At 34.2% G+C, this 13,332-nt stretch carries 15 protein-coding genes; all 15 read right to left on the bottom strand.

Annotation, left to right across the window (positions count from 1 at the left end):
* Position 1 precedes the first annotated feature (1 nt).
* The 15 genes from hxlA to WKT09_RS07250 all read right to left on the bottom strand — a co-directional run bounded on the left by hxlA (position 2) and on the right by WKT09_RS07250 (position 13,213).
* Entirely contained in the window at positions 2-628 is a 627-nt protein-coding gene (gene hxlA, locus WKT09_RS07320) for a 3-hexulose-6-phosphate synthase (RefSeq protein ID WP_340415418.1), read from the bottom strand.
* 26 nt (positions 629-654) lie between these two features.
* Positions 655-1,491, bottom strand: a complete 837-nt coding sequence (locus WKT09_RS07315) for an SDR family oxidoreductase (protein WP_340415417.1) — start codon at positions 1,489-1,491, stop codon at positions 655-657.
* Positions 1,491-2,564, bottom strand: coding sequence for a mannonate dehydratase (uxuA, locus tag WKT09_RS07310; protein WP_340415416.1), 1,074 nt, complete (start codon positions 2,562-2,564; stop codon positions 1,491-1,493). The genes WKT09_RS07315 and uxuA overlap by 1 nt, the downstream gene beginning before the upstream one ends.
* Positions 2,565-2,578: 14 nt before the next feature.
* Positions 2,579-3,196: a bifunctional 2-keto-4-hydroxyglutarate aldolase/2-keto-3-deoxy-6-phosphogluconate aldolase gene (locus WKT09_RS07305; protein ID WP_340415415.1), complete on the bottom strand. Its 618-nt coding sequence runs from the start codon at positions 3,194-3,196 to the stop codon at positions 2,579-2,581.
* A 10-nt stretch (positions 3,197-3,206) separates the two neighbouring features.
* A complete protein-coding gene (locus WKT09_RS07300; RefSeq protein ID WP_340415414.1) occupies positions 3,207-4,226 on the bottom strand; it encodes a zinc-binding alcohol dehydrogenase family protein in 1,020 nt (339 codons plus the stop codon).
* A 12-nt stretch (positions 4,227-4,238) separates the two neighbouring features.
* Positions 4,239-5,513 (bottom strand): TRAP transporter large permease, encoded by a 1,275-nt coding sequence (locus WKT09_RS07295; RefSeq protein WP_340415413.1) that lies wholly within the window; start codon positions 5,511-5,513, stop codon positions 4,239-4,241.
* On the bottom strand, positions 5,510-6,007 hold the full coding sequence (locus WKT09_RS07290) for a TRAP transporter small permease (protein ID WP_340415412.1): 498 nt from the start codon (positions 6,005-6,007) through the stop codon (positions 5,510-5,512). The genes WKT09_RS07295 and WKT09_RS07290 overlap by 4 nt, the downstream gene beginning before the upstream one ends.
* A 70-nt stretch (positions 6,008-6,077) precedes the next feature.
* Positions 6,078-7,082, bottom strand: coding sequence for a TRAP transporter substrate-binding protein (locus WKT09_RS07285; protein ID WP_445324005.1), 1,005 nt, complete (start codon positions 7,080-7,082; stop codon positions 6,078-6,080).
* A 25-nt stretch (positions 7,083-7,107) separates the two neighbouring features.
* A complete protein-coding gene (allD, locus tag WKT09_RS07280) occupies positions 7,108-8,118 on the bottom strand; it encodes an ureidoglycolate dehydrogenase (protein ID WP_340415410.1) in 1,011 nt (336 codons plus the stop codon).
* A gap of 8 nt (positions 8,119-8,126) precedes the next feature.
* The gene (locus WKT09_RS07275; protein WP_340415409.1) at positions 8,127-8,663 is read right to left on the bottom strand and encodes an SIS domain-containing protein; all 537 of its coding nucleotides are present in this window, start codon (positions 8,661-8,663) and stop codon (positions 8,127-8,129) included.
* 12 nt (positions 8,664-8,675) lie between these two features.
* Complete coding sequence (locus WKT09_RS07270) at positions 8,676-9,632, bottom strand: sugar kinase (protein ID WP_340415408.1); 957 nt, start codon at positions 9,630-9,632, stop codon at positions 8,676-8,678.
* A gap of 18 nt (positions 9,633-9,650) precedes the next feature.
* Complete coding sequence (locus WKT09_RS07265; RefSeq protein WP_340415407.1) at positions 9,651-10,652, bottom strand: LacI family DNA-binding transcriptional regulator; 1,002 nt, start codon at positions 10,650-10,652, stop codon at positions 9,651-9,653.
* 170 nt (positions 10,653-10,822) lie between these two features.
* On the bottom strand, positions 10,823-11,317 hold the full coding sequence (gene ytkD / locus WKT09_RS07260; RefSeq protein WP_340415406.1) for an RNA deprotection pyrophosphohydrolase: 495 nt from the start codon (positions 11,315-11,317) through the stop codon (positions 10,823-10,825).
* A 70-nt stretch (positions 11,318-11,387) separates the two neighbouring features.
* Entirely contained in the window at positions 11,388-11,714 is a 327-nt protein-coding gene (locus tag WKT09_RS07255; protein WP_340415405.1) for a hypothetical protein, read from the bottom strand.
* Between the two features lie 56 nt (positions 11,715-11,770).
* Positions 11,771-13,213, bottom strand: a complete 1,443-nt coding sequence (locus tag WKT09_RS07250; protein WP_340415404.1) for an o-succinylbenzoate--CoA ligase — start codon at positions 13,211-13,213, stop codon at positions 11,771-11,773.
* Between the last annotated feature and the right edge of the window lie 119 nt (positions 13,214-13,332).

The raw sequence follows: 13,332 nt of genomic DNA, 5'->3' as shown, positions 1-13,332 counted from the left end.
TCTAATTACTTATTTTTCTTTTTATACATCGTACTACATCTAATGGATGAACACTTTTAGTAACTGCTTTACCAACAATGACGATATTAATCAACGATAAGTCTAAATTAGAAAGTGATGAAGGAGTAATACCACCTGCAACAGCAATTTTACAAGATTGCAAGTTAGTCATAGTTTCATATAAATCGGATAGAGGGTTTATACTTTCTTTTTGTTCATCTATTCCTATATGTAAACAGAAATAACGACAGCCCATCCGATATAAATCATTAATTTTCTCTACATCCTGAACTCCTAATAAATCAATCATTACTTCCTTATCGTACTTTGTCGCAGTTTGTAGTACCTTTTCAATTGTTGACCTAGGAGAAAATGCCATACAAGATGTAATGTCGGCCCCTGCTTGAAATGCTTGAATTGCTTCACTTTCACCTGCGTCACATGTTTTCATATCTGCAAAAACTAAAGTATTCGAATATTGATTTTTAATCTTTCTTACAATACTCATACCATATTGTTTTATAACTCCTGTACCGACTTCTATCACATCAATTTCTTCTATCACCTTATCAAGTAAAGCAAAAATTTCTTTTTCTGTCATTCTGTCTAAAGCTAATTGAATGAGCATCCTGCTTCATCCTTTCACTACTCTCATTACACACCAGAATAAGCCATAAATCCACCATCAACAGGAACCGTTACACCTGTAACAAATCCCGAATAATTTTCATCTACTAACCATAAAAGTGTTCCAACTAACTCTTTTGCTTCACCAAAACGTTCCATTGGTGTGCTTGCAATGATTTTATTTGCCCTTGTTGTATAAGAACCATCTGCTTCCGTTAATAAATCACGGTTTTGTTCTGTTAAAAAGAAACCAGGTGCAATTGCATTTACACGTAAATTACTTTGTGCAAAATGCGTTGCCATCCACATAGTAAAATTATTAATACCAGCCTTCGCAGCACTATATGCAGGTACTTTTGTCATCGGAGCGTATGCGCTCATAGATGATATATTAACAATTGTCGGAGATGGACTTTTTAATAATTCTTTCCCAAAAACTTGACTTGTTAAAAAAGTACCAGTAAAATTTGTTGCAAATACTCGAGAAAAACCATCTGTTTCTAAATCAAAAAAACTTTTTCCTAATCCATTCGGTTCAAATATTTCATCATCTGTAATCGCATCTGGATGATTTCCACCTGCACCATTAACAAGAATATCTACCCTTCCAAATGTATGGAGAATCGCTTTCTTCGCTTCTTCTAATGAAGTTTTATCTAACACATCAGCTGCAAACGCAAAAGCATTGCCCCCATTATCAACAATCGATTTTGCTACGGAATCCCCTTTTTCAATCGTTCGATTTAATATGGCAATATTTACACCGTGTCTTGCTAATTCCATTGCCATTTCTGAACAAAGTACACCACTACCACCAGTTACAACTGCAACTCTACCTCGTAAATTTTCATGTATTGGATTCATTATGAAAGCTCCTTCTCTTTATAATGATAAGCATCCCATAATCCTAATAAATACATTATTCCTAATGCACGATCATACAATCCATATCCAGGTCGGCATTTCTCGTCCCAAATATGACGACCATGGTCTGGACGAACATACCCTGTATAATTTTGTGATGCTAGTTCCTTTATAACTCCTGCAATATCAATGGATCCATCTTCTGTTAAATGAGAAGTCTCGATAAAATCACCATTTTCATATATTTTTACGTTTCTAATATGAGCAAATGGAGAACGATGTGCATATTTATTTGCTAAATCCTTCATATCATTATTAGGATTTGCTCCTAACGATCCTGTACAGAATGTTAAACAATTTGATGGAGAATCTGAAATAGAAAATAATTTTTTTATGCTCGCTTCTCCCGTCATGATTCTTGGCAAGCCAAAAATCGACCATGGTGGATCATCAGGATGTATGGCCATTTTTATATTATGTTCTTCACATATAGGTAAAATTCGTTCTAAAAAATATGCTAAATTATCCCATAATTTTTCCTCATCAATAGTTTCATATGCTTTGAATAACTCTTGAATTCTATCTAATTTCTCTGGTTCCCATCCCGGTAATGATAAATCTGTTGCATCTGAAACAGATTTGAATAAATCAAATGGATCCACTTCTTCTATTTTTGCTTTTTCATAAAATAATGCTGTTGAACCATCTGGTAATGGGTGAAATAAATCTGAACGAGTCCAATCAAAAATAGGCATAAAATTATAACAAATAACTTTTACACCGAACTCACCTAAATTTTTAATCGTTTCAATGTAATTATCAATATATACATCCCGATCTTCATCACCTATCTTAATGGATTCATGTATGTTTACACTTTCAACTACATCCGCATGAAAACCGAAAGATGTAATGTAATCAACTTCGGACTTTATTTCTTCCTTCGTCCATACTTGCCCCACTTCTTTTTTATGAAGTGCCCATACAATTCCTTTCACATTAGGAATTTGTTTTATTTGATCTAATGTGACTGTATCATTATCACGTCCATACCAACGAAATGTCATATCCATTAAAAACAGCTCCTTTATATTTTTGACAAGTATTTTTTACACTGTTCCATAACACCTTGTGCACCATCTTCTTTAAATGCCTTCGTTAAATCACTACCTATTCCGACAGCGAAAGCTCCATCATCTAACCACTGTGTAAAGTTATTCACATGGATGCCACCTGTAGGCATAATTCGTACATGTGGCAATGGTCCATTAACTGCTTTTATAAAGGAAGACTCAAAGTTATTTGCAGGGAATAGTTTAATAACGTCACAACCATATTCATAAGCTGTAACCATTTCTTTTATAGTTAGACAACCTGGTAAATAAGGTACAGCATACCGATTACATACTTTACTAATTTCTTCACTAAAATGTGGGCTAACGATAAATTTTGCACCATGTAACAATGCATCACGAGCTGTTTCAGCATCTAATACTGTTCCTGCTCCAACCAAGGCATTTTCTTTGTTCAAAATTTTTATTACATCGCTTGCATTCGGTGTCGTATATGTTACTTCAATTGCATGGAACCCACCTTTAATTGCCGCTTCTGAAATCGCTACAGCTTCCGCCTGATTATTTCCACGAATAACCGCAACAACTTTCGATTGTTGTAATTGTTGTAACACCTCATATTTTGGTAACATATTTTCCCTCCTATTCAAAGGTGATAAGTGCTTTCCTAACTTTATCTGGATTTTTTTCAATAAAATCGAACGCCTCTTTAATATCTTCCATACTATAAGTTTGAGTGATAAAATCATCAACTTGTAATCTTCTGTCATTCAATAAGGAAATTACTTCTGGAAATTGATTTGTTTGTAATCTAGAACCGACAATGGTTAATTCATTTTTTGTAATTGGCAATTGCTGAATATTTGAAGGTATATCTGTAAAACCTAAACAAACGACTGTTCCAGCAGGAGAAGCAATACTCACGCCTAATTCAAATGTTTGTGGAATACAAACCGCATCAATAACTACATTAATTCCTTCCCCTTTTGTTTTTTCCATTATGTTATTAACTAAATTTTTATCATTAGCTTGTAAAATAACATCCGCTCCATTTTCTTTAGCAAACTGTAAACGGGATTCATCCAAATCTGTCATATAAACAAAGGCACCTTTTAACTTTGCCATCTTCAAAGCACATATTCCAACTGGTCCACAACCCTGAATAAGAACAGAATCTCCTTCTTCTACATTTCCACGCCAAACAGATTGTGCGCCAATTGTCATCGGTTCTGCTAAAACTGCATCTTCCCAATCTAATGTAGAGTCAACGATATGCAACTGCTTTTCCGGCAATACAAAAAACTCACGCATTCCACCATCTTCATGAACACCAAAGACAGATAATTGTTTACATACATTTTGGCGTCCTTTTCGGCACGCATAACATTCTCCACAATATGAGATCGGTTCCACCACAACATGGTCACCAACTCGAACATTCGTAACTTTCGAACCAATTTCTAATACTTCACCAGTTACCTCATGTCCAATAACACGTGGGTATGTTGCTAATGGATTTGTACCATGATAAATATGCATGTCTGAACCACAAATACCTACACGTTTCGTTTTCACTAAGACATCATAATCATCATTAATTTTCGGTTTGTTAGTGTCTTGAATCACTAACTCATTTGGTCCTACCACTTGAACACATTTCATTTTTGTCATCCCCTAATTAAATAAACTCGGTAAATACAACGTTAATGCCGGTATAAATGCAACGAGTAAAAGTACAATCACACTAACAAGCAAAAATGGTAGTAATTCCCTCGTTGCTGTCCCCATAGATACCTTCCCTATTTGCGAGGCGACAAAGAGACATACACCGACCGGTGGTGTTACAACTCCAATAATCATTGCTAACACCATCGTTACACCAAAATGTATTGGATCCATCCCGATTGATGTTGCAACTGGTAATAATACTGGAAATAAAATTACTAAACCAGCAATCGTTTCCATAAATGTACCTACAAAAAGGACTAACGCTAAAATTAATAAAATAACGATATATTTATTTGTTGAGATTCCTAAAATAACATCTGCAACCATTTGTGGGATTTGCTCACTTATTAAAATCCACCCAAAAAGATTTGCAAAGCCAACTAATAACATAATAGATGCTGTTGTCGTCATCGTGTTTAACATTATTTTAGGAATTTCTATAACTGGTAATTCTCGATATACAAAAATACCAATGATAAGTGCATAAATTACTGCAACAATAGATGCTTCTGTTGGTGTAAATATTCCTCCCAAAATTCCATATAAAATAATCAATGTCATTAATAGCGCCCAAAAAGCACCAAAAAAGCTTTTTACAATTTCTTTAAATGATTTAGCTTCTCCCTTTGGATAATTACGTTTTACAGAAATAATGTAAGTTGGAATCATTAATCCAAGACCAATCATTATCCCGGGAATAATACCTGCAACGAATAAATCACCAATTGATAAAGATGCTAATGTACCGACAATAATCATCGGTAATGATGGTGGGATAATAGGTCCAACTGTAGAGGATGAGGCTGTTACTGCCACGGAAAATCCGGCACCATAACCTTCTTTTTTCATGGCAGGAATTAATATTCCACCAATACTAGCCGTATCTGCTAATGCTGTACCAGAAATTCCACCGAATCCCATAGACGCACCTACGTTTGCTAATCCTAAACCACCACGTACACGCCCTAATATACTATTTGCAAAATCAATTAAACGATTCGTAATACCCCCAACATTCATTAAATTACCTGCTAAAATAAAGCCTGGAATACATAATAATACAAATGAATTTAATCCTTCAAACATTTTTTGTGGGATAATACTTAACGATATATCTGCAACTACTAAATAAAGAACTGATGACAATCCCAGACTAAATGCAATCGGAAATCCTAAGAAAATTAATACTAAAAATGATATAAATAACATTAAGGCCATCATATTTCTCCACCGCCAGACACTTCGTATTTATTTTGTTTATGTTTAAATAAATACCATAATCTTACTAAACAATAAAATGATAAGAAAACAGACATTATTAACATGGAAGAATGAATTAATGACATTTTAAATGGCATGGTAGCAGATTTTTGTTTATGTCCTAAAATCATAAAATAATACGATTCTTTACTCATAATAATGCTAAAAACTAAAATGATTGTGTAAATAACAATTTCATATATTCTTCTAACCTTGTCACTTAATCTACCAATAATCAAATCCACATTAATATATTCATTTTTTAATAAAGCAAGAGGTGCACCACAACTTATTGCAAATAAAAAGAAATATCTTGTCAACTCTTCCGTCCAAACATATGAAAATGGTAAAAACCTAGATAAGATCTGTATACAAACAATAACGATAATTCCTGTAAAGGCTATGATAGCTAAAATACTTAATATATTCGTTATCATTCGAAAAGTGAACTTCATGATTATTCACTTCCTTTCAAATTTATAATGCGAAAGGCACGACTATAATAAGTTGTGCCTTTCATACTAATTACTCAACTTCTAAAATCTTTTCGTATAATTCATACTGTTCTTCAGATAATGTCTCTTTTAATGCAGGTTCCATTTTCTCTCTAAATGAATCTTGATCTACATCTATAAATTCCATCCCAGCTTCTTCTAGTTCTGATTCAATCTGATCGATTTCATCTTCAAACAATTTCGCACCAAACTCTTGTGCTTCTGCAGCAGCTTCACGAACCGCTTCTTGTTGTTCTTCTGTTAAAGCATTAAATTGCTCATTCCCTACAAGTACATAAATCCATGAATAAACATGTTCAGTTCTATTCACATAATCCTGAACTTCGTATAATGCACCACTTTGAATTAAATCAACCGGGTTTTCTTGTCCATCAATCACATTTTGTTGTAATCCTGTAAACACTTCGTTAAAATCCATTACTTGAGGCTTTGCTCCAACTGAATCCCAAGCATCTAAAAACAATGGCACATTTGGTACACGCATTTTAAAGCCTTTTATGTCCTCTACTTTTTCAATCGGTTTATTTGACGTTAAATTTCTCGGAGCTCTAGTTAAATAAAATAACGGTGTTAATTCCGCTTCTTCAATAATTTGTTTCTCGATTTCTGCTCCGATGTCACCTTCTACAACGCTTTTCACATGGTCACCATCTCTAAACGCATAAGGAGTTGCTAAAAGTGCTGCTTTCGGTGCCCAATTTTCTAATGTTTCACCAGAGAATACTAAATCTGCAGTTCCTGCATGAATTGCATTAATTGTATCTGTTTCTCCACCTAATGTATTACTAGGATAAATTGTAATTTCAATTCCACCATCAGTTTTTTCATTTACTAATTCAGCAAATTTTTCCGCTGTAGCATGCCAAATATGATTTTCATCTGCTAAATGTCCTAACTTCCACTTCACCGTATCCCCTTTAGAACCACTATTCTCTCCGTTATTTCCACTATTGTTATTAGAACCACAAGCCGCTAAAACAAAAATCGCAACTATTAATGTAATAAACCATTTCATATTCTTCATTTCAATTTCCCTCCAATTAACTATTTAAGTAATTATATACACTTGTTGGAATAGTAACACCTTTCTCTTTATTCCTTGCTTCTATGGCATGCTCTATATCACCTGGAACATATACTTGTTTAACACCTTTTTTCGGTGGTACATTCCGTAACTCTTCCATCATTTGATCCATTTGCTCTAAAAATTGTTCTTTATTCGTAAACATTTCTGGATCAATTGCACAAAAATAATGTCCTAACTTCCTTTTTTGATCTAAATCATCATACATTTTGGAAATATGAGGACCAAATTTTGACCCCGTTAATAAACCAGAAAAAATATCTACTACAATTGCTAAGCCGTACCCTTTCACTCCACCAAATGGTAATAAAGACACAACTTTATTTGGATCTGTTACCGATTCTCCTTTTTCGTCCACCCCCCATCCTATTGGAATAGGTTCATTTTTTTCTTTATGATTAAGCACCTTACCTAACGCAACGTTAGATGTTGCCATATCTAAAATAAATGGTTTATTTCTTTTAGCAGGGACACCATATGCGATAGGATTTGTACCTAAAAACGATTCGGTTCCTCCATAAGGGACAACAATTTTATCAGTCTGTGACATGGCAATTCCAATTAAACCTTGATTCGCAATTTTTTGAACGTAATAACTTAACGCACCACAATGACTACTATTTATAGCAGTTACCATTCCTACTCCATTTTCTTTCGCCAAATGAATTGCCTTATTTGTTGCTTCATCTGCGACCACATGACCAATTCCATCACCACCATTTACAATACCAGTAACTTTTCCGGTCTGTTCAAATGAAATTGTTGGAGCTGTATCAATACCGCCAGCAGCAATCCTATTTACATAATGTTCCGTTCGTAACACTCCATGGGAATTCACATTTCTTAAATCTGCATGTATTAAAATTGTCGCTACCTTTTGTGCATGAGCTTCACTTAATCCAACTTCCTTTAATTTTTTGTATGACAGTTTCTTTAACTGTTCATGTGACAAAGTTACAGTATCCATTTATACACCTACTCCATGTTTGTATGATTCTCAATCATTGTTGTTATATCGTTAGTACTATCGATTATTGCTGCATCAAGAATGATATGTGCCATTTGATCAAATTGATTCCCTAAAGGTTGAATGGTTTTCATATCACTTTGTAATGTATGCTTTGTCGCTGCATTTATCCATAAACCACTTAACAAAGAATCGCCTGTTAACGCTTCCTTATTTGCTGTCACTAAAAAAGTCGTCGCGCCAATATTTTCAGCTAGTTTTCTAATATGACGAATCGCATTGGTTTTAGCAGATCCAGAAATTAAAATACAGACGTCATTTTCACGAATTGCTGGGCTTATGGTTTCACCAATGACATATACTTTTTTACCACTGTGCATACATCTCATCGCAATCATTTTTGCTACTAATCCCGAACGACCTTCTCCGAAAAAATGGAATGTTACATCTTTTCGTAGTAACTGAACGATAGATTCGTATTCTTGTTTATTTATTTGTTGTATGCAAAATTGCAATTCACTTAAAATTGAATGAACCGTTTTCATAAACGTATATCATTACCTTTCAATTAATTGTATATTATTAATAAAGGCTTCTACTTCTTCAATATAAGGAAGTCCCTCATTATCTCCACTTACTGTTGTAACTAGTGCACCTACTCCATTTGCAAAACACAACCTAGATTCATAGTCTTTTTCATGCAAGTATCCATATATATAACCCGCATCAAAACCATCACCAGCACCTACTGTATCAACAACGTTGACATTAAATGCTTCCTGCTCATACCAAGTATTGTTGCAATATAATTTCGAGCCATTTTCCCCATCTTTGATTACCAATTCTTTTATGTCATAATCGTTTACAAATTGAATAAAATCAATTTCGTCTATTTTATTGGTAATCATTTTTAATTCATCTAACCCTGTTAACATAATATCAACGTATGGAAAAATTCTTTCAAAGGTAGCACGTGCTTCTTCAATTGTCCACATTTTCAGACGAATATTTGGGTCAAATGAAACTGGAATTTTATATTCTTTTGCTTTTTTTAATAATGTTTCAATCATATCGATATTTTTTTTATTTATGGATAAAAAAACACCTGTAATATGAATTAAATCAATGTCATTTAATAATTCATCTGTTATTAAATGTTTTGTCATCGTTAGAGTCGGTGATGGATGACGATAATAAAACGTGCTTCCAGAACCATCTTCATTAATTTGTTTGAAATTTATAGATGTTGGATATTCATCGGTAAACTCCACCTCTGACATATCGACTCCTTCGCCACGCGCAAAATTAAAAATCGCTCTACCAAACTCATCTTTTCCTAATCTACTAATCCATTTACAATCCACGCCCAATCTCGCCATACCAATGGCAAAATTTAATTCTGCCCCACCCGCTCTTCTTTCAAAATGTGTAACATACCTTAAAGGACCTTTTGAAATTGGATTCATCGTCACAAGCGCATCACCAATTGTCAGCACCTTTTTTTGTTTTTTCATTTTATCTATCTCCTATAACTATATTGATTCTCTTTTAATTACTGTCGGCATATAACGTTTTACCTGATATATGTCCTTTAATTTTTCTTCATCCATTAAATCAAGTAATTTTTTTGCAGCATCTTTTCCAATTTCAAATGTTGGTTGTTTAATCGTTGTAATTGGTGTAGAAGCTATTTCCAAATAATCAGAATCGTCAATTGAAATAATAGCTATTTCATTTGGGACGGAAATATTTTTCTCTTTTAAAAACTTTAATAGTTCAATTAATGAAATATCATTTGTTGCAAAAAATGCGTCTGGTAAATTTTTTGTTACATAAAGATGTTCTAATTTATTTTTAATATTATTTTTATCAGTCGCAATAATCCATTCATCATTGTATGGCAAATTTAATTTATGGATTGCTTTTTTAAATCCATTTAATCGTTCAATTCTAGGTGTAACAAGGTTTTCTAACGATGTACTAACAACACCAATTTTCGTATGTTTTTCCATTAGTAAACTAATCGCCATTATAGCTGCCTTTTCATTATCTAACATAAAAGCAGGATAAATTAATGGCTCAATCTTTCGGTCAATAAAGACAATTGGAAAATTACTTTTCTTTAAAGTTTCATAATAGGACATATTTCCACCAGTTGGTAAAATAATAAGCCCATCAACTTGTTTTGCAATTAACATTTCCATATAACGTCTTTCTTTTTCAGGTTGGTCATCTGCATTGCATACAAATACTTGCACATTCACTTCTTCACATACATCTTCAATTGAACGAATAATCTCATTAGAAAATGAGTGAATGATATTAGCAACAATGACTCCAATTGTATATGTTTTTCTTTGTTTTAAACTTTTCGCAATATAATTAGGAACATACCCTAATTCTTCTATCGATCGCTCAATTCGAATTTTTGTTTCTTCTGCCATATACTCATATCGTTTATTTATAAACTGTGAAACAGTGCTTTTCGATACACCTGCTTTTTCTGCCACATCTTGCATCGTTACCTTTTTCATTTATCTCTTCCTTTACTAAACCGGTTTACTAAATCGATTTAGTAAAATTATAATATAGTTATATCATATTTGCAATCGTTTTCAGTTAATTAATTGAAATATTTTTAAAATCATAACTATCAGCTTTTTATGTTCTACATGAACACAAAAAAACTAAGCCTTTTATCGGCTTAGTTTTTTATGTCAAAATGTCGTTCAATATATGCAAGACAATGTGTCAATACATCATCTTTCATCATAAAACTGAATAGATCATTTTCTTTTATATTCGAAGGAATATCATCGAATAAACGTGGTCCTTCTGTTTCATAATATGTCACCTGTTCTTCTATCTGTTCAATCATCGCAAAATAAACATTTTTAATGATAGAATCACTTTTCCCAGCTACATGATATTGTGCGATATAATGCAACTGTTGTACGGTTGCACCCGTTTCTTCCATTACTTCACGAATTGCGGCGACATCAGCTGTTTCACCAGGTTCCACTTTTCCGCCGGGAAACTCGACTCCACGGCTTTTATGTTTCGTCATCAACCATTTATCATGATAACGTGCAATAACCCACACATGTTTCGGGTCTTTTGAAAATGGTTCTTCTTCAAACGACAATTGTACTTTATTTTTGTAAAAATCTTTGAATGTAAATTTCAACCTTCCAGTCAACCTTCCCGCTTCTATTTCTATTTTAAATGATACCATTTATTAGGAAAAATAGAAACGAATCTACCAGAAACTATTTCAATCTTTTCACTTCTGTTAAAATTCCTTCCTCCATCATGCGATCTTTCGTCTCCTGATCCGCAAGGCGATAAACATTTTCATAAATATCACGCAATGTTTCATTGTACCTATCATTCGACACATCATTCGAATACGGCATAATTGGAATATGTGCCCTCACATATGAATCAAATTCATATTTTCCTAATTCGGTAAATTTCAACTCCAACATATCTGCTTCTTGTTGTGATGCAGTGATGACTAAACCACGTGCTTTTCCATTAGTCACTTCTGTTAACTGCTTTGCTTGCACATCGACCTCATAGCGTTTTTTCTCCATCCGTATCAACCTCCATTAATAGGTTGTACCAATTATAGGAAATTCATACATATTTTTTACAACTGTTCCGCTAATTTATGTCGCATAATTTTATTAGAAGCATTTCTCGGTAAAACATCTACGATAAAAAATTGTTTCGGAATTTTATACGATGCAAGAGATTCGCGCAATGATGCTCGAAGGGACGCTTCATCAACCTTTTCGTCCGTCACGATAAATGCAACAGGTACTTCCCCCCATACATCATCACGTTTCCCAACGACAGCAGCATCAAGGATGTTCGAATTTTTTAGCAAAACTTGTTCAATTTCTGTCGGATAAATATTTTCTCCTCCAGAAATGATTAAATCATTACGACGATCCACGACATATAAAAATCCTTCCTCATCGAATCGTCCTACATCTCCAGTATGGAACCAGCCGTCATGGAAACTTTTTTCATTTGCCATGTCATTTTTATAATAACCTTCCATTACCATCGGTCCCCGTACGAGAATTTCCCCGATGCCATCTTCATTCGGAGCATCAATTTGTATGTCAGCCGGGAAAAGGGCTTTCCCAGATGCACCTAATTTCCGGTGTGCATCTTGTTCACTAAGTGTGACGATTTGCGATGTCGTCTCTGTCATGCCATATGACTGGAACAATGGGATAGATTTTTTCTCCACTTCATCGAGTAAAACACTTGGCACAGAGCCACCACCAAGTAGAATGCAACGTACATTACTCGGAAAACTTTCCCCTTTATTGTCTTCTATGTAATTTTTCAACATTAAAGTTACAAAAGATACGATCGTTATTTTGCGATTTTTCATCGCTTCATACACGATTTCTCGGTCATATTTTTCCATCAGAAAAACGGTCATCCCATATATAACACTTTTTACTAACGTCGAAAAGCCACCAATATGGAACATCGGCAATGTTAGTAACCACTTGTCATCTTTATGAAGCCCTAAATTCAATGCCGAACTAACCGCACTCCACCAATGATTGCTATATGTATGAACAACTGCTTTCGGGTAGCCCGTCGTTCCAGACGTAAACATCATCGTATAAGGTTGCGTCATATCCATTTCCTTTTTTAACGAAATATTTGCTTCTTGTAAGGAAAAAATGGTTTCGAATGTGTGCATGTTTGAAAAATCTAATCCCTTTTCTGTAAGCAACTCTTCTTCTCCAATTAATAGTTGGACATCCGCCGTTTTTAATTGATATGTCAATTCACGGTTCGTCAATTTCGTATTCAATAAAACAAGGACGGCCCCGATATATGTGCATGCATGTGCGATAAAGGCGATATTTTCACTATTTTGTGCGAGGAGTGCAACTTTTTCGCCTTCCTTTATATGGAGTGCAGCCATTTGTTTGGCGATTTGTTTACTTTGGCGTTGCATTTGCTTGAATGTCCACGTCGTTCCATCTACCTTTTCCAGCGCAATGCCCTCCGGTTGCAAATATGCTTGACGGTCCAGCCATAGAGGCATTTTTTCTCCCATTCCAATCCCTCCTTTTAAATTTTATTTACAATGATTCATTAAAATTGCATGATTGTAGCAATTGGACATAGCATCTTTGTTATGTCTACATTCTGGCGCACTTTCAATACAGTTATTGC

It is taken from the genome of Pseudogracilibacillus sp. ICA-222130, assembly GCF_037892545.1.
Classification (GTDB): Bacteria; Bacillota; Bacilli; order Bacillales; family Amphibacillaceae; genus Pseudogracilibacillus.
The sequence above is the reverse complement of the archived record's forward strand: the minus strand, read 5'-3'. Positions and strand labels throughout refer to the sequence as shown.